Source organism: Nocardia brasiliensis (genome assembly GCF_042691675.1).
Taxonomy (GTDB): Bacteria; Actinomycetota; Actinomycetes; order Mycobacteriales; family Mycobacteriaceae; genus Nocardia; species Nocardia brasiliensis_D.
The window spans coordinates 960847-977613 of sequence record NZ_CP170507.1 but is presented as its reverse complement, the minus strand read 5'-3'; the positions used below and the strand labels follow the sequence as shown (position 1 = coordinate 977613).

General features: G+C 68.1%; 14 protein-coding genes. 3 read left to right on the top strand and 11 right to left on the bottom strand.

Going from position 1 to position 16767, the window contains the following annotated elements:
* Positions 1–144 precede the first annotated feature (144 nt).
* A complete protein-coding gene (locus ACFK0J_RS04935) occupies positions 145–798 on the top strand; it encodes an ammonium transporter (RefSeq protein WP_378736969.1) in 654 nt (217 codons plus the stop codon).
* Between the two features lie 89 nt (positions 799–887).
* Here the strand turns inward: ACFK0J_RS04935 and ACFK0J_RS04930 are convergent, their stop codons facing one another.
* On the bottom strand, positions 888–2198 hold the full coding sequence (locus tag ACFK0J_RS04930) for a lipase family protein (RefSeq protein ID WP_378736967.1): 1311 nt from the start codon (positions 2196–2198) through the stop codon (positions 888–890).
* A 464-nt stretch (positions 2199–2662) separates the two neighbouring features.
* Here ACFK0J_RS04930 and ACFK0J_RS04925 point away from each other — a divergent pair, with 464 nt between their 5' ends.
* Complete coding sequence (locus tag ACFK0J_RS04925; RefSeq protein WP_378736966.1) at positions 2663–3307, top strand: cysteine hydrolase family protein; 645 nt, start codon at positions 2663–2665, stop codon at positions 3305–3307.
* Between the two features lie 28 nt (positions 3308–3335).
* On the opposite strand, the gene ACFK0J_RS04920 is transcribed toward ACFK0J_RS04925, so the two are convergent.
* Genes ACFK0J_RS04920 through ACFK0J_RS04905 form a run of 4 tightly spaced genes read right to left on the bottom strand, consistent with a single transcriptional unit; the run spans position 3336 to position 7868 of the window.
* Entirely contained in the window at positions 3336–5675 is a 2340-nt protein-coding gene (locus ACFK0J_RS04920) for an ATP-dependent DNA ligase (RefSeq protein ID WP_378736965.1), read from the bottom strand.
* Positions 5676–5726: 51 nt separating this feature from the next.
* Positions 5727–5963: an antitoxin gene (locus ACFK0J_RS04915; protein ID WP_218473579.1), complete on the bottom strand. Its 237-nt coding sequence runs from the start codon at positions 5961–5963 to the stop codon at positions 5727–5729.
* A 37-nt stretch (positions 5964–6000) separates the two neighbouring features.
* Entirely contained in the window at positions 6001–7140 is a 1140-nt protein-coding gene (locus ACFK0J_RS04910; RefSeq protein WP_378736964.1) for an MBL fold metallo-hydrolase, read from the bottom strand.
* Positions 7140–7868, bottom strand: coding sequence for an enoyl-CoA hydratase (locus tag ACFK0J_RS04905; protein ID WP_378736963.1), 729 nt, complete (start codon positions 7866–7868; stop codon positions 7140–7142). Before ACFK0J_RS04905 ends, ACFK0J_RS04910 begins: the two co-directional genes overlap by 1 nt.
* 90 nt (positions 7869–7958) lie before the next feature.
* Here ACFK0J_RS04905 and ACFK0J_RS04900 point away from each other — a divergent pair, with 90 nt between their 5' ends.
* A complete protein-coding gene (locus tag ACFK0J_RS04900; protein WP_378736961.1) occupies positions 7959–9062 on the top strand; it encodes an NAD(P)-binding domain-containing protein in 1104 nt (367 codons plus the stop codon).
* A 2-nt stretch (positions 9063–9064) separates the two neighbouring features.
* On the opposite strand, the gene ACFK0J_RS04895 is transcribed toward ACFK0J_RS04900, so the two are convergent.
* The 6 genes from ACFK0J_RS04895 to ACFK0J_RS04870 all read right to left on the bottom strand — a co-directional run bounded on the left by ACFK0J_RS04895 (position 9065) and on the right by ACFK0J_RS04870 (position 16564).
* Complete coding sequence (locus ACFK0J_RS04895) at positions 9065–9922, bottom strand: aldo/keto reductase (RefSeq protein WP_378736959.1); 858 nt, start codon at positions 9920–9922, stop codon at positions 9065–9067.
* 64 nt (positions 9923–9986) lie between these two features.
* Positions 9987–11534 carry a carboxyl transferase domain-containing protein gene (locus tag ACFK0J_RS04890; protein WP_378736957.1) on the bottom strand — a complete coding sequence of 516 codons (1548 nt, stop codon included), beginning with the start codon at positions 11532–11534 and terminating at the stop codon, positions 9987–9989.
* 52 nt (positions 11535–11586) lie between these two features.
* Positions 11587–12189: an ATP/GTP-binding protein gene (locus ACFK0J_RS04885; protein ID WP_014981574.1), complete on the bottom strand. Its 603-nt coding sequence runs from the start codon at positions 12187–12189 to the stop codon at positions 11587–11589.
* Positions 12170–12544 carry a DUF742 domain-containing protein gene (locus tag ACFK0J_RS04880; RefSeq protein WP_014981573.1) on the bottom strand — a complete coding sequence of 125 codons (375 nt, stop codon included), beginning with the start codon at positions 12542–12544 and terminating at the stop codon, positions 12170–12172. The genes ACFK0J_RS04885 and ACFK0J_RS04880 overlap by 20 nt, the downstream gene beginning before the upstream one ends.
* A gap of 7 nt (positions 12545–12551) precedes the next feature.
* On the bottom strand, positions 12552–12965 hold the full coding sequence (locus ACFK0J_RS04875; RefSeq protein WP_011207200.1) for a roadblock/LC7 domain-containing protein: 414 nt from the start codon (positions 12963–12965) through the stop codon (positions 12552–12554).
* Positions 12962–16564, bottom strand: a complete 3603-nt coding sequence (locus ACFK0J_RS04870) for an ATP-binding protein (protein WP_378736954.1) — start codon at positions 16562–16564, stop codon at positions 12962–12964. Before ACFK0J_RS04870 ends, ACFK0J_RS04875 begins: the two co-directional genes overlap by 4 nt.
* Positions 16565–16767: the final 203 nt, after the last annotated feature.

Genomic DNA, 16767 nt, shown 5'->3' with positions numbered 1-16767 from the left:
AACGGCGGACCCGCGAGGTAGAGTTATCTGCGGAGTAGCTGTTCTTTTGATCACATCATGGCCGCGCGCTGCAGTGGGGGAAGGAAATCGGACGCGTGCGGCGTTCTCCAATGCTTGAAACCTGATGAAGATTGGAACATCCGAATGATTCTCCGCAAGATCACTGCGGCTGTCGTACCTCTCGTCGCCGCGGTCGCGGTCGGCGCGGGCACCTCCCATGCACAGCCCGCCGGGCAGGTAGCCGACATCGGCTACCAGGCAGAGCTGGTGGGAGACAAGATCATCACCACGCTGACCGGTGGATCGTTCGAAGTGGCGGGCAGCGCTGTCGACATCAAAGACGAGGCCGGGAACACGGTGGTCACCATGCCGCTGGCGTTCCGGCAGGACGGGCTGGAGTACCCGCTACCGCACGCGGTCCGCGACGCGGGCCGGGTGCTGGAACTGACCGTGGTCAAGGACGTCGCCCAGGCACGCCCGGCCCCGGCGACACCGATTGCCTCGCCCTACGAGAACCAGCGCGCGCAGGAAGCGTTCCTGTCGCAGTTCGGAATCGCTACCGCGGTAGGCGGTTTCATCGGCACCGTAATCGGCGCCCTGGTCGGACTGACCGGCATTCTCGGCGGCCCGACCGTGATCGCCAGCGTGCTGGCGGGCGCGGCCGTCGGCGGCATCATCGGCACCATCGTGGCGGGCGGCCCGACGTTGATCATCGCCGGGATCGACCTGATCAGCACCCTCACCGCACCCCCCGGAACCACCAAGTGGATGGACGACACCGGCCGTCCGCGGAACTGACGCGCACGTTCTGGCGCGGCGCGCACCGAATCCCCAGCGATTCGGTGCGCGCCGCGTTTTTGTCTGCGGGCCAGGGTGATTCGTGCGCGCTACCGCGGGCGGCAGCCGGGCGCGATCGGCACGCCTGCCACTCGGTCCGCGAGGTAGGACATCGCGCCGAGGGCCTCACCGACCGCAGCCGGATTGTGGCCGGGCAGCGCGGAATGCACAAAGGTGATGTCGGCACCCTGGGCGCAGTAGCGGCCGAGCACGTCGGTGAATCCGGCTACCGGGACCACGTCGTCGGTGGTGCTGTGATACAGGTACATCGGGATTCTCGGCGCGGGGCTGCCCAGTTCGTGCGGGTCGGTCGCCGCTCGAAAGTTGGGGTGCGCCAGCAGGTTCGGGACGCTGGAGTAATCGTCGACGCGGGCGTTGACGTACTTGGCCACCAGATCGGGACCACAGGCGGCGCTGTCGGTGGCCATCACCGCGCGGCCGCGGTCGTTGAGCAGCTCCATGATTCCGGCCTCCGGATTGTCCCGGGCGGCCGCGATGAGGATGAGCATGGCCAAGCCCGCCTGCATGGTGCCGTCCACGTGCTGGGCGATCGCGGGCCAGTTCGACGGAACGCCCCCCGCGGCAATACCCGCGAATCGGACGTCCGGCGCGTACTGCGGCTGCATCTGCGCGGCCCAGAGGGTGGCGAAGGCGCCACCCGAATAGCCCCAGGCGGCTATCGGAGTCGCCGGACCGAGCCCCGCGGCGGGCAGGTCACGGGCGGCTCGGATGCCGTCGAGCACGCCGCGGCCGGAATTGACGCCGTCCAGGAACCGGGACTGCGGGCCCTCGTAGTCGCTGGTCACCACGGCCCAGCCGCGGCGCAGCGCGTCGGCCATGAACGGGGTGTCGATCCAGGCCTGGGCGCCGCCGGGATCGCCGCCGCCGCGCAGCGCGTACGACGGCGCGCAACGAGTGCCGAGACTGTCCTCGGCGATCTGGTACGAGAGCAGCGGACGGGGACCGGGGCCGAGCCAGGGCACCATCGGGACCATGACGGTGGCCACGACGGGTATCGCCCGGCCGCCCGCGTCGGTGCTCCGATACTTCACCTGCCAGGTCGAAATGGGCAGCGGTAGACCGAACAACGCGATCGGGCGGGAGTCCACGATCGCGCCCTCGGCATAGGAAGCCAGGTCGGCGGGTGCCGCGTAGAACGGGTCGGCGTCGGGCGGCGGCACCTGGGCCCGCGCGCTGCCGGGTGCCACGATGAGCGTGGCCACCAGGACCAGTGCCGCCGCAATGAGCGCCGACGATCCGGCGCGCGCTAGCGCCGTGCCGATGTGCCGAACAGGTGTTCGCGGTGTTGCCGCGCCGCCGAGGAGCGATGTCCCCCTACCGATTCCGTCCGGAGTCGCCATGGCAGGCAACCTACCTTGCTCGTCGCCGAACCTGTCGGCACTCGCCCGATGTTTCGCCGACGCCTCGAATTTGTTGCCGGAACGACACATTGGGCCGACCGACGCCCCCGGCGGGGGCGCGCCACCGGATGCCGCGTGGATCCTGCGCATGGGGCCTCCCCTGTCCGGCGAGGCGCGACGGTGTGCGCCGACCGCAGCTCTGCGCCGACTCACTCGGCCTCGGGGCCACCCACGGTACTGACCGTTCCAGGCGGCAGCAACGGTCAATGCCTGGTCAGCCCGATCGCCGCGGTTGTCCGTCTCGGCCGGTCCGGCGGTGTACCTCGGCATTCGCTCCGGCCGGTGTTGTCCATCGACGGAACCCGGTCGACTGCGCCGTACAGTGATCGAAAGTGCCCCTGGCGCAACCGGATCACGGTAGGTTCGCCCGGGTGACGAGTGCGTCGACGAGGAGTAGCTGAAGCATGCGGCATGGCAACGGACTGGACATTCCCGAAGGACTCGCCGATGTGTGCGCGCCGGACCGGCTGGCGGTGATCGTCTACGACATGCAGGTCGGGGTGCTGAGCCAACTGCCGGACGGACCGGAGATCATCGAGCGAGTGGTCCAGCTGGTGGACGCTGCGCGCAGCGGCGGCTATCCCGTGGTCTTCCTGCGGCACTTCTTCCTGCCCGAACGGTTGAGCGGGGCCTTCGCGCTGCGTATGGCGATGAACTGGCAGCAGGTCGATTCGGTGGACAAGGTGCGTTTCATCCTCCAGCGCGACACCCCGGCGTTCGAGTTGGTGCCCGAGTTGCGGCCCCGCCGCGACGAGGTGGTGTTCGACAAAACGTCGATGTCGGCGTTCGAGGGCACCCCGCTCGCCGTCATGCTGCGCGACCTGCGCATCAGCGCCTACGCGATCGCCGGTGTCGCCCTGGAGATCGGCATCGCCCCCACCGTCAGCCACTCCACCGACCTCGGCTTCGTGCCGGTCGTCATCAGCGACGCGGTCGGCGGCCGCGACAAGGAGGCGATGGCCCGCGCCTACGCGGACTTCGAATTCCAGGGCCACACCATCGTCACCGACCTGGCCACCATCACCCCGCTGCTGTCCGGTACCGGCTAGGTCACTTCAGGTTGGGTAGCGCGGGCGATCAGTCGGAGGCGCCCAGCCAGGCCGGGTGCCACAGACGCCCGGTCTCGGTCCAGTTCATGAAGCGCACCGTGCCATGGATTTTCGGGGTCACCCAGACCGCTTCCTTGCGTTCCTCGGCGGTCAGGCTGTTGTCGAACGGGTTGGTTTTGCGCTCCAATTTGTTCAGGCGCTTGGCCAGTTCCCGCATGTCGGCGTCGTTGAATCCGGTGCCGACTCGGCCCACGTAGATCAGCCTGCCCTCGTACGGGATGCCGACCAGCAGTGACTTGAAATTCCGTGCGTCGCTGCGCCGCCAGCCGCCGATGACCACGGCCTGGGTACGCCAGTTGCGCTGCTTCACCCAGGAATGCCCGCGTTTGCCGGGCAGATACACCGAATCCTTGCGCTTGGCGACGACGCCTTCCATGCCGTGTTCCTGGCTGTAGCGCACCGCGTCGGCGCCGGAACCGTCCAGCCGCGGCGGCACAACCATCGAGGGCGCGGTCCCGGCGAGTGCCTCCAGCACCCGGCGGCGGTCCGAATACCTTTTGCGGACAAGCGAAGTGCCGTCCAGATACAGCACATCGAAGGCGACGAACACCGCGCGGGCCGCATCGGCCTGCAACAGACCGAGATTGGCGACGCCGTGATCGTCGAACACCACCGCCTCACCGTCCAGAACAACATTGTGCCCCGCCAATTCGTCCGCGAGCACCGCCATCCCCGGGTATCGCTTGTTCACCACGATGCCCTGCCGACTACGCAAAGTGAGTGTGCCGGACTCTATTTCGGCGATCAGCCGGAAGCCGTCCCATTTGGTCTCGAAGCACCATTCGTCGGGCGTCAGATCGGCGACATCACCGGGCGTCGCCAGCATGGGCGACAGCCCACGCGGGAACGGCGACGGACCGCTGGACACCCGGATGATCCGGCCGGACGGTCGGGCGGGCTCGTTACCGGGTGCGTTCGTGGTCTTGTCGGCACCGTTCGGACCAGCTCCGTCGGTCCGCTGCTCCCGCATCAGGTGCATCAGCCACTGGTTGCCGTTGGTCTGGATCAGCGCGTAGCGCCCGTTGAGCCGTTCTCCGTGGAATTCGACGATCACCTCGTCGTCGCGCCACTTTTCGGTCTCGTAGGTGCCGCGATCCCAGATGGTCATCTCCCCCGCGCCGTACTGCCCCTTCGGGATGGCGCCGTGGAAATCCAGGTACTCCAGCGGATGGTCCTCGGTGTGCACGGCGAGCCGATTCTGATCCGTGGAGGTCGGCGGTCCCTTCGGCACCGCCCAGGACACCAGCACCCCACCCCGTTCCAACCGCACATCCCAATGCAACCGCCGCGCATGGTGTTCCTGCACGACGTAGCGATTGCCCTCGCCCGGCGCGGGTCGGTCCGCCGGGACGGGCTCGGGCGTCCGGGCCGGGTCACGCATCGACCGATACTTCGCCAGCGCGTCGGCCCCCGACTCCGCGGACGCCGTATTGCCCTTCGGCAGCGGCGGATCGAGGTCGGCGAGCAGGTCGCCGTCGTCCTGCCAGCGGGCCAGAACCTCGTCGAATCGCAAGTGCCGCAGCTTCTTCCGGTTCTCGATTTCCTTCCACGTGCGCGGCGCCGCGGCGTTGGGTTGCGCCCGGCCGCGCAGCGAGTACGGCGCGATGGTCGTCTTGGACGCGTTGTTCTGGCTCCAGTCGAGGAAAATCTTCCCGCCACGCGCCGATTTAGCCATCGTCGCGGTGACCAGATCCGGGTGCAGCCGTTCCAGATTCGTGGCTACCTGTTTGGCCACGGTGGACGCGCCACTCGAACTCACCGCACGGTCCAGCGGGACGTAGATATGAATGCCCTTGCTGCCACTGGTCACCGGGAACGCGTGCAGACCGATGTCCTCGATCATGTCGCGTACCGCGAGCGCGACGCGCGCGCAATCCGCCAGTTCCGCGCCGGGGCCGGGATCGAGATCGAAGACCACCCGGGTCGCCGGACCGACTTCGTCGCCGTTGAAACGCCATTGCTGGACATGGACTTCCAGCGCCGCCTGCTGGCCCAGCCAGGCAAGTCCGGCCTCGGAGTTGATGACCGGGTAGGTGACCGTACGGTCGGAGTGCTGGATGGTGTGCCGTTCGATCCACGACGGCGCGTGCGCGGGCAGATTCTTTTCGAAGAAGGACGGCTCGTCGACCCCGTTGGGCCAGCGCTTCCTGGTGACCGGGCGCCCGGCGATGTGCGGAAGCATGGCGGGCGCGATCGCCGAATAGTAGGCGATGACTTCGCCTTTGGTGGTGCCGGTGGCCGGATACAGCACCTTGTCGAGGTTGCTCAGCTCAACCTCGATACCACCGAACTCCCGGCGGGCCGCCATACCGGCAATTTTAGAGGCGGGGACCGACAAAAGCCGGGCCCCCGCCACTCATCAGGCCTGCGGGCCCGGCTGGCCCGGGGTGTTACCCGGCGCACCCGGCTGATCCGGCGGGACCACCTTCTTGGCGGCTTCCTTGCCCTTGGCGATCTTGTCCGAGTACTTGCCCTGCGTCTTCTGGTCGATGAAGTCGCCGCCCTTGTCGATGGCGTCATTGATCTTGTCGGCGTTCTTGGCCGCCGCGTCCTTGCCCTTGCCGACCAGGCCCTTCAGAGTGTCCGCGAAGCTCATAGCGTTCGTTCCTTCCTCTAGCCCACTAGCAGGATGTTCAACTCACATCTTCCCACCACGAATCCCGTGGTGGGGCACCGACCGGGTCGACCCGCTGCCCGGGCATCGGAATCGCGATCGCCGTGCCCGCCGCCTCGGCCGCCGCCACCATCCGGCGCACCGGTTCCGACCAGCCGTGGAAGGCCAGATTGAAGGTCGCCCAATGAATCGGCACCAGCAGGCCGTTGGCCGGATCGCCGCACAGGTCGGCGTGCGCGCGGACCGCTTCCTCCGGGTTCATGTGCACATCGCGCCACCGCTCGTCGTAGGCGCCGATCGGCAGCAGCGTCAGATCGAACGGGCCAAGTGCGGCACCGGCTTCCGCGAAGGCCTTGGTGTAGCCGGTGTCGCCACCGAAGTACGCCCGCTTGGTCGGCCCGACGATCGACCACGATGCCCACAGCGTGGTGTTGCGCACCAGGCCGCGCCCGGAGAAGTGCCGCGCCTCGGTACAGGTGAGCACCAGATCGGAGCCCTCGTGCGCCCGGCCGAGCGCGGACAGCGAGACCGAACCGCCCCAATCCAATTCGATGATCCGATGCTCCGGCACACCCCAGTGCCGCAGGTGCGCACCGATCCCGACCGGCACCAGGAACGGCGCGGTCTGCCGCAGCACCAGCTCCCGGACAGTGTCCTTGTCCAGGTGGTCGTAGTGATCGTGCGAGATGACCACGGCGTCCAGCGCGGGCAGGTCCGTCAGCGGGGCGGGCATCGGGTGCAGGCGGGTCGGCCCGACCAGCGCGGACGGCGAAACCCGTTCGCTCCATACCGGATCGGTCAGCACCCGATATCCATCGATCTCGAGCAGCGCGGTGGCGTGCCCGTACCAGGTGACCGCCAGCTCCGCTGCCGCCGGTGGTAGCTGCGGGGTCTGCAGCGGGATCACGCCGAGCGGGCGGCCGAGGTTGCGCTTGGTGAGGGTCGAAAGCACCAGGGACAGCGCGGCTCCCGCGACGAGCTGACTGCTCGGCTCGGTGTTGTGGAACTTCCGGTCGCGGTAGGTGGTCGCGCCCCGCGCGTACGGCTGAATGGCGGACATGCCCGCGCCCATCGCCGACGGAATACCCCAGGCCGCGCGGACCACCCAGGTGAGACCGAGCGCACCCGCCGCCGTACCGGCGATACGTCGAATATTCATCAGCGCCCCAGGAATTTCGCGGGACGTTTCTCTTGTCTGGCCAGCCGCCCCTCTTGCGCATCGGCGCTGGTCCACGCCGCCTCCAGGGCGGCGCGCTGCTGCGCGGTCTCCGGCTCGCGGGTGCCGTCGTCGTTGAGCACCAACTTCATGTGGCGCAACGACAGTGGCGCGAGCTCGGCGATCTGCTTGGCCCAGGACTGGGCGTCGGCCAGCGAACCGAGCCGGTTGGCGAAGCCGAAGTTGTAGGCGTCCGGCGCGGTTATCGACTCCGCGCCGAGCAGGATGGACCTGGCCGGACCGCCGCCGATCAGCGAAACCAGCCTGCGCATCGTCCAGCGGTCCACCGAGATGCCGAGCTTGGCCGCGGGAATCGCGATGTAGGCGTCCGGCGAGATCACCCGCAGATCCGAGGCGAGCGCGAGCTGCACGCCCGCACCGAGCGCGCCGCCGTTGATCGCCGCGATCACCGGCACGGGGATGGACTCGATGGTGTGCAGCATCTCCATCAGGCCCGCGAGGAACTCCTCGGAATAGACGCCGGACAGATCCGCGCCCGCGCTGAAGATGGGACCGCGGCCGGTCAGCACGATCACCCGTGCTTCCTCGGCAACGGCGGCAAGGACGGCCTCGCGCAGCAGCGTGATGAGTTCGAGGTTGAGCGCGTTGCGCCGCTCCTCCCGCTGAAGTTCGATGGTCACTACGTCACCGTCTCGGCTAACTCCGAGCATGCGACCTCCCCAACTGAACGATCCGTCTGGTTACATTCACTTTGCCACAGCGAGCGGCGCAGATCGGTCAAGCCGATACGATCATCGGCTGTGCCGACAGACTTCGAGATCCTGGTGATCGGCGCTGGTCAGGCCGGACTGTCGGCCGGTTATCACCTCCAGCGCCTCGGGCTACGCCCCGAGCAGGACTTTCTCATCGTGGACCATGCGCCTGGACCCGGCGGGGCGTGGCAGTTCCGCTGGCCATCCCTCACCCTGACCACGGTCAATCGGGTGCATGACCTCCCGGGCATGTCGTTCGCGGAAACATTGCCGCCAGGGTCCGAGTCGGCCCCGGCGGCGACCGCGGTGCCGCACTATTACGAGTTGTACGAAAAACGCTTCGATCTGCGCGTACGCCGACAGGTTTCGGTCACCGTGGTGTGCGACCGCACCGAGGACGGCAGCCCGGCCGAGCACGGCCCGGTCCTGAACGCCGAAACGGACTCGGCCGGAACAATCCGGGTGCGCGGACTGATCAACGGCACCGGCACGTGGGAACACCCCTTCATCCCGCGCTACCGGGGTGCGGAGACCTTCGCCGGACGGCAGCTGCACACCCACGACTACCGCACCGCGGCCGAATTCGCGGGCAAGCACGTGGTGGTGGTCGGCGGTGGCATCTCGGCCGTGCAATTGCTCGACGAGATCTCCCGGGTCACCTCGACCACCTGGGTGACCAGGACGGAACCGATCTTCCGCGACGCGTCGTTCGGTCCCGAGGACGGCCGCGCGGCGGTGGCGAAGGTGGAGGACCGGGTACGGCGCGGGCTGCCGCCCGGATCGGTGGTCTCGGTGACCGGACTGCGGCTGGACGACCGGCTGCGGGCCGCCAGGGACCGCGGCGTGCTGCACCGGCTGCCGATGTTCGATCACATCGAACCGGACGGGGTGCGCTGGGCGGACGGCTCGTTCCAGCAGGCCGACGTGATCCTCTGGGCCACCGGATTCCGCAGCGCGCTGGACCATTTGGCGCCGCTGCGACTACGCGGACCCGGCGGCGGCATCACCATGACCGGACGGCTGGCCACCCAGGTGGCGGCGGACCCGCGCATCCATCTGATCGGTTATGGACCGTCCGCGAGCACCATCGGCGCCAACCGAGCGGGGCGTGCGGCCGCCGTAGAGCTCACCCGCTATTTGGCTTCGGTCTGACGTCAGTCGTCGAGACCCATGGTGAGCGTTTCCGGATCGCCGCCGATCCGGGTGCCGTTGTCCAGCGCGTTGATCGCGTCCATCTGATCCCGGGTGAGTTCGAAGCCGAAGACGTCGAAGTTCTCCTCGATCCGGGACGGGGTGACCGACTTGGGAATGACGATATTGCCGAGTTGCAGGTGCCAGCGGATGATCACCTGGGCCGGGGTGCGGCCGACAGCGGCAGCGACCGAGGTGATGGTCTGATCGTCGAGCAGGGTGCCCTGGCCGAGCGGGCTCCACGCCTCGGTGGCGATGGCGTGGCCGGCGTGGAATTCCCGTAGTTCCCGCTGGGCCAGCCGCGGATGTAGCTCGATCTGGTTCACCGCCGGGATCTCGCCGGTCTCGCCGATGATCCGCTCCAGGTGGGCGGGGTTGAAGTTCGATACGCCGATGGATTTGACCCGGCCCTGGGTCTTCAATGCCTGCAAGGCGCGGAACGTGTCCACGTAGCGGTCGGCCTTGGGTACCGGCCAGTGAATGAGGTACAGGTCCAGGTAGTCCAGGCCGAGCCGGGTCATGCTGGCGTCGAACGCGCGCAGCGTCGAGTCGAAGCCCTGCTCGGAGTTCCACACCTTGGTGGTGACATAGATTTCGTCGCGCGGCAGCCCGAACTCGCGGATCGCGCGACCGGTGCCTTCTTCGTTGCCGTAGATCGCCGCGGTGTCGATGCTGCGGTAACCGACCTCGAGCGCCTTGGTGACGACCGAGGTCACGTCGTCTTCCGGCACCTGGAAGACACCGAAGCCGAGCTGCGGGATCACGTTCCCGTCGTTCAGGATGATCGAGGGAATGGCGGAGGTCTCGCTTCTGAAGGTCACATTGCGACGGTAGAAGTGTGGCGGCGAGCCGTCAACGCTGCCCCCTGGCGTGTTGGACCCGGGTTTACCACTCGACCTGCACGTTCTCGCCGCCCGACAGTGACGGTGATGACTCGGGCAGACCGAGTCTGCGGTAGCGGGCCTTGCGCAGCGCGCGCAGTTCGGCCTCGGGCCTGGCGCGCAGCTGCGCGAGTTCCGCGCCGATGGCGGCGACCATGCGGCGGGCGAAGTCCCCCGGTTCGTCGGCCGCGTCGGGAAGTTCCGGCACGATCCGGTCGACGACACCGTCGGCGAGCAGATCAGCGGCACGGATGCGTTGCGCCCGAGCGAGGTCCGGGGCGTGGTCGGTGTCGCGATAGACGATGGCGCTGGCGCCCTCCGGCGGGAGCGGAGCCAACCAGGCATGGGTGGCGGCCAGGACGCGGTCCGCGGGCAGCAGGGCCAAGGCACCGCCGCCGGTGCCCTGACCGAGCAGCACCGAGATGGTCGGCGTGTTCAATGTCACCAGATCCGCGATACACCGGGCGATTTCGGGGGCCAATCCGCGCTCCTCGGCCTCCTTCGACAGGGCCGCACCCACCGTATCGATGACCAGGACGAGCGGCAGGCGCAACTCCTCGGCAAGCGCCATGCTGCGCCGGGCTTCGCGCAGGGCGGCGGGGCCCATGGAGTACTCGCCCTGCTGCCCGAACCGGTCGTGCCCGAACACCACGCACGGCTGGCCGCGCAACCGCGCCAGCGCGTGCACCACGGTCCGATCGGACTCGCCCTGCCCGGTGCCACTGAGCGGAACCCGTTGCGTCACATGACGTAGCAGATCACGAATGCCCGGCCGGTCGGGCCGCCGCGAGATCAGCACCGATTCCCACGCCGAGACGGCATCGGCCGCCTGCGCCCGGTCATCGACCCGATCGGGTTCGGGCACAGTCGAATACGGCACCGGGATGCCGCTGAACACACTGAGCGCACGATGGGCGATGCGGCGGAAGATGGGGATCGTGACGGCGCCGTCGATGACGCCGCGGCGGTAAAGGTTCTCCGCGATCTGCACGCCTTCGGGGAAGGGCTGGCCATACAGGGCCTGGTAGACGCGGGGGCCGAGAAAACCGATGAGCGCGCCCGATTCGGCGAAAGTCATGTGGCCCAAGGAACCCCAGGAGGCGAAGACGCCACCCATGGTGGGGTCGCGCAGATAAACGAGATAGGGATGCCCCGCGGACTTGTGCGCGGCGACGGCACCGGCGATCTTCACCATCTGCACGAACGCGACGGTGCCTTCCTGCATGCGGGTGCCGCCGGAGGTCGGCGAAGCGACAAGGGGCAGCCCGAGTTCGGTGGCCCGCTCGACCGCCGAGACGATCCGCTCGGCCGCGGCGACACCGATCGAACCCGCCAAAAAGCCGAACTCACAAGCGATTACGGCCACGCGACGGCCACGCAACAGCCCCTCGCCGGTGAGCACCGACTCATCGGTGCCCGCCGCGACTGCCGCTTTCCGTAGTTCCTCGCGGTACCGCGTGGTCGCGGCCACCGTGATCGGTGGCCGGTCCCAGCTGATAAACGAGTCGGTGTCGAGCAGTTGCCCGAGTAGCTCGCGCGCCGAGATCCTCATCGGAGTGATGTTATGCACTCTTCCGGGGACGGAAGCGACGCCGCGCGAGCACTCAGTAGCCCTGCATCACCTTGCGCAGGGCGTACTCGGTGAGCGCGACCAAGGCCTGCTTGGCCGGCTCGCGACGCCGGGCATCGATGGACAGGATCGGCACGTCCGCAGGCACCGCGAGGGCCTGGCGGATGTCCTCGATCGGATACCGCGGTGCGTCGTCGAATTCGTTGAGCGCCACCAGGAAAGGTAGGCCGCGCGCTTCGAAGTAGTCGACGGCCGCGAAGCTGTCCTCGAGTCTGCGGGTGTCGACCAGCACCACGGCGCCGATGGCACCGCGGATCAGGTCGTCCCACATGAACCAGAATCGGTACTGGCCCGGCGTACCGAAGAGGTACAGCACCAGATCGTCGGCGAGGCTGATCCGGCCGAAGTCCATCGCCACCGTGGTGGTCGACTTCATCGGAATGCCGGTCAAGTTGTCGATTCCGGTACTGGCATTGGTAACCAATGCCTCGGTGCGCAGCGGAACGATCTCCGAGACAGCACCGACCATCGTGGTCTTACCCACACCGAAGCCACCGGCGACAACGATCTTCGCCGACGTGGGCTTGCTGGTGCGGGTGTCGACCTGCGCCGTCGAATCAAATACGCCGGAGTCCACTGAGAACCCTTTCGATCAGCTCGCGACGTTCATCGTCGCTGGAATCGTCTTTCAAAGTCGCCGAAACGCGTACATGCCCGGCCTCGATCAGGTCGGCAACCAGCACGCGCGCCACCCCGATGGGGATACCCAGTCGGGCTGCTACCTCGGCAACGGACGGCGATTCTCTGCACAACTCCACGATTGACGTCTCGATGTTGGTCAGTTCGAACTGCCGCTCCAGGGCGACCGGATGCGATGCGACGAGGGCCTCCAACGCCAACTCGACCGCGGGCCTCGTCCGGCCTGCGGTCAACGAGTATGGGCGAACGAGGCTCGGCTCGGCGCTCCCCACGCGGTGATCTTCTATGTCCATCCCACCATCAGGAACCCATCGTGACGCGTGGCGTGGCCTGAACCGTCTGGCCCACACGCTCGACCAACAACGCCATCTCGTATCCGACCTGCCCGATATCGCATGACGTATTGGTCAGCACGGCAAGGTACGAGCCGTCACCGACTGCCATGAGTAGCAGATAACCGTGCTCCATCTCCACGACGGACTGCAGCACGGTGCCGCCCTCGAACAGGTTCGAGACACCGACCGAGAGGCTGGCCAGTCCGGCGGTGACGGCCGAGAGCTGCTCGGCACGGTCGACGGGCAGCTGCGCGCTCGCGGCCATGAGTAGGCCGTCAGCCGAGACCAGGACGGCATGGGCTACGCCAGGAACCTCGTTGGCGAAGTTCGAAACCAGCCAATCCAGCTGACGATTCGTACCACCTAGATCGGGGTTCATCGGTCTCCTTTATCTCCGGTTAGGTTCATTGCTCTCATTGCGCGGCCATCCCGGACGCCCTGCTGGTGACGACTCAAGCTGGACCTGATCGTTTCTGGATCGCGGCGCGGTGCCCGTTCCACCGCACCGTTGACGGCGCCCGGGACCAGCCTTCCGCCCGGATTGCGTTGCGGCAACCCGGCCGCCGTCTTCGTCTCGGATTGCGCCTCGCTGGCTCGGCGAGCCGCCTGCCAACCTTCATCACCCGGTGACTCGAAGGACGCGGCCACTTGGGACCTGTCCATATTCGGGTCTGACAGCCACGCGGACATCATTTCCGCGAAAATTGGTGTCCCGCCCATGACGGAATCACCGGATTCGACCGCGGGCTGCAGTCGGGTCTGGAAGAACGACGCCGTCTTGGTCGGGTTGGACCGGTAGCTGTGCCGCCCCGGATCGCGCCCCGCCTCCGCGTCCTGCGACTGCTCCTCGGAGCCGCGTCCGCGTTGCGACAGACCGATTCCCGGGGAGGACTCCCGTTGCGGCAGACCGTCGCCCGACCCGCGCTGCGGCAGGTTCGGCGGCACCTGCGAACCCGGCTGACGCTGCGGCAGACCGGTCGGCGTCGCCTCCCGTTGCGGCAGGCTCGCCGCGGCGTGCCGTTGCGGCAGGCCACCGGAGCCCGGGTCACGCTGCGGCAGACTCGAATCCCGCTGCGGCAGGCCACTGGAACTCGAGTCACGCTGTGGCAGGCCACCCGAACTCGGATCGCGCTGCGGTAGGCCACCGGACGCGGCGGAATCCCGCTGCGGCAGCCCACTCGCGCTCGACTCACGTTGGGGTAGACCACCGGACGCCGGATCACGCTGCGGCAGGCCACTCGCACTCGACTCACGCTGCGGCAGGCCACCGGACGCGGAATCCCGCTGCGGCAGACCGTTCTCGCCACGCTGACGCTGCGGCAGGCCACTCGCGTTCGGTTCCCGTTGCGGCAGGCCACCCGCGCTCGGATCACGCTGCGGCAAGCCACCGGCATTCGGGTCACGCTGGGGCAACCCCTCACGCTGCGGCAAACCATTCGGCCCGGTCTGCCGTGGCGGCAGACCACCCGAGGCGCTGTCGCGTTGCGGCAGACCGCCCGCGCCGGGCTCGCGTTGCGGTAGCCCACCGGACGCGGAATCCCGTTGCGGCAGACCGTTCTCGCCACGCTGACGCTGCGGCAGGCCACTGGGTGGCTGTGCGAGCCCGCTGATGCTCGGCTGCGGGACGCCGTTGCTGCCCGGCTGCCGCTTCGGCAGGTCGCCCGAATTCGCGTCCCGCGGCGGCAGGCCGGTCACGGTCGGCTCGGCCGGGGCGCCCGGTTGCCGCGGCGGACCGCCGGGGCCGAGATTGCGCTTGGGCAGATTGGCCGCGGCGAGCTTGCCGCGCTGCGGTCCGCCGGACTGCTGGCCCGGTGCGGGACGCAGCGTCGGACCGGACTGCGCGTTCGGTTGCATGCCGGACGCCATGTTCGTGCCGGGCTGCCGCTGCGGCAGCCCACCGCCCGCCGGAGTCGGCCCGCTGGGTGCGGGATTGGGGTTGCTGACCGGAATCGGCCCGCTCACACCCGGATCGACGGTGACCATCACATTGCCGCCCGGTGTCCGGGTGATCGCCCGCATCTGCATGGACGACGGCGCGGACGGACGCGGCCGCTCGACCGCCTGCGGGTTCGGGGTGACGGGCTGCGCCGTGATCGGCTTGCCCGCCACGATCAGGCCGACCGGGACGTGCACGGTCACCGTGACGCCCGGGTCCCGCGCGGTGTCGAAGGTGGGGCGCAGCCGCACGGTGAGTCCGTGCCGCTCGGCCAGTCGACCGACCACGAAAAGACCCATGTGCCGTGCGGTATCCGGGCCCGGCTCGGCGGTCTGTTCCAGCCGACGGTTGATCTCGGCCATCTCGGCGGGCGGCATACCGATGCCTCGGTCGGCCACCTCGATGAGCATGCCCTGGTCGTGCGCCTGCGCGAAGGTGAACTTCACGTCGGTCTCCGGCGGGGAGGCGCGCAGTGCGTTGTCCAGCAGCTCGGCGAACAGGTGCGCCATATCCGAGGCGGCCGGCTCGACCAGCGAACCGCGCGGCGTGGCACCCAGTTTCACCCGCTCGTAGTCCTCGACCTCGGAGATCGCAGCGCGCAGCACGTCGGCGATCTCGACCGGCGCGGACTTGGCGCGGCGCTGCCTGGTACCGGCGAGGATGAGCAGGTTGTCGCCGTTTCGGCGCATGCGGGCGGCGAGATGGTCCAGCCGGAACAGGTTTTCCAGCAGGCGCGGATCCTTCTCGTCGTATTCCATCGCCTCGATCAGGCTGAGCTGATGGTCGACCAGCGACTTGGACCGCCGGGCCAACGTCTCGAACATGTCGTTGACCTGCGAACGCATCTGCGCCTGGTCGCTCGCGAGACGCAGTGCCTGGCCGTGGATGTCATCGACGGCGCGGGCCAGCTGACCGATCTCCTCGGTGCTGCGCACCGGCATCGGCTCGAGCGGAACCTCTTCCGGCGAGGCGCCGTTGCGGAGCTGGGACACCTCGTGCGGCAGGTCGCTTTCGGCGACCCGCAGCGCGGCGAGGCGCAGCCGGTGCAGCGGCACGATCATCGAGCGCGCGACGAACACGGCGAGCAACAGCGCGGCCAGGATGGTGGCGACGACGACCGCGGTGTAGGTCCACGCGTCCCGTTGGGCGGTGGACACCAGCGAGTTCATCGCGCTGTCGATGTCCTTGGTCGCCCTGCTCACCACGAGCTCGTAGACCGCGAGGCTGTCGGTCAGCGACTTCTTCAGCTCGCCGACCGGAATCTGACCGGCCTGCGACTGCGCGCTGCTCAGCAGCGCCACCCGGGTGTCGATGCCCGCGCGCAGGTCGGCGATCGAGGTGTCGCCGTCGGAGAACCGGTGCGACAGCACGCCGAGCAGTGAGCGTTCGGTGTTGGCCGCGGTGAGGAAGCCCTGCACGCCGGTGCTCGGATTGCGCAACACCTCGGGGAAGGCGGCAACCTCACCGACCAGCGTGGCACGGGTGTTGAGCGAGTCGACGAGGCGCAACTTGGCGGTGTCGACCGCGGTGTCGCTCACCTGGCCGACCGTCGTCTCGACGATCCGCACACTGTCGTTGCGGACCCGGTCGATCAGGCCGATGGCGTCGGAGGTCGGGCCCTTTCTTACGCCCTTGCCCTGCGCACGAACGGCTTCCGCCTGGGTGAGCATGCTGTCCAACGCCGCGCGGGCACCGGACACACCATTGAGTCGGTCGGCCGACTTCTTCGCGTTGGCGATCGCCTTGTCGAGATCGGCAAGGTTTTGATCGGTCACCACGGACACGTCCTTGGCGACTTCGATCATCTGTGAACCGACGGTCGTCGCCGTCTGCGCACTCAGTGCGGTGACGGCAGGGATGGCCCCGACGTTCTCCGCGACTCCGGCAAGCCGACTCGAGTCGGCGAACTCCGATGAAATCCTGGACACGCCGAGCCCTACCGCGACTGCCAGCGGAACGGCAAGGACTGCCGTTACCTTCCAGCGCAGGTCCCAGTTGCCGAGCGCCCAGCGCCTTCTGCCGGACCTAGCGGCGTCACGCATCTCCCACTCACTTTCCAAACTGGCCCCAACCACGCGCCATCAGCGAACCTCCACACGCATACTGGCTCGACAGGCGGAGCGCTGGCCGAGAACTGCGGCTGGCCGAGAAATTGCGTCTACGACGGCCCAAATAAGTGACATCAGATTCTAACGGATCAATAACTTCTTGGGTGACTCCGAGTAAGCATGCGCCCCTTGACCTG

Excerpts from the sequence above, each read along its gene's own strand:
- ACFK0J_RS04935 (WP_378736969.1), top strand. The coding sequence starts at position 145 with ATGATTCTCCGCAAGATCACTGCGGCTGTCGTACCTCTCGTCGCCGCG.
- ACFK0J_RS04930 (WP_378736967.1), bottom strand. The coding sequence starts at position 2,198 with ATGGCGACTCCGGACGGAATCGGTAGGGGGACATCGCTCCTCGGCGGC.
- ACFK0J_RS04880 (WP_014981573.1), bottom strand. The coding sequence starts at position 12,544 with ATGGACATAGAAGATCACCGCGTGGGGAGCGCCGAGCCGAGCCTCGTT.
- ACFK0J_RS04890 (WP_378736957.1), bottom strand. The coding sequence starts at position 11,534 with ATGAGGATCTCGGCGCGCGAGCTACTCGGGCAACTGCTCGACACCGAC.
- ACFK0J_RS04920 (WP_378736965.1), bottom strand. The coding sequence starts at position 5,675 with ATGGCGGCCCGCCGGGAGTTCGGTGGTATCGAGGTTGAGCTGAGCAAC.
- ACFK0J_RS04915 (WP_218473579.1), bottom strand. The coding sequence starts at position 5,963 with ATGAGCTTCGCGGACACTCTGAAGGGCCTGGTCGGCAAGGGCAAGGAC.
- ACFK0J_RS04910 (WP_378736964.1), bottom strand. The coding sequence starts at position 7,140 with ATGAATATTCGACGTATCGCCGGTACGGCGGCGGGTGCGCTCGGTCTC.
- ACFK0J_RS04925 (WP_378736966.1), top strand. The coding sequence starts at position 2,663 with ATGCGGCATGGCAACGGACTGGACATTCCCGAAGGACTCGCCGATGTG.
- ACFK0J_RS04875 (WP_011207200.1), bottom strand. The coding sequence starts at position 12,965 with ATGAACCCCGATCTAGGTGGTACGAATCGTCAGCTGGATTGGCTGGTT.
- ACFK0J_RS04905 (WP_378736963.1), bottom strand. The coding sequence starts at position 7,868 with ATGCTCGGAGTTAGCCGAGACGGTGACGTAGTGACCATCGAACTTCAG.
- ACFK0J_RS04870 (WP_378736954.1), bottom strand. The coding sequence starts at position 16,564 with ATGCGTGACGCCGCTAGGTCCGGCAGAAGGCGCTGGGCGCTCGGCAAC.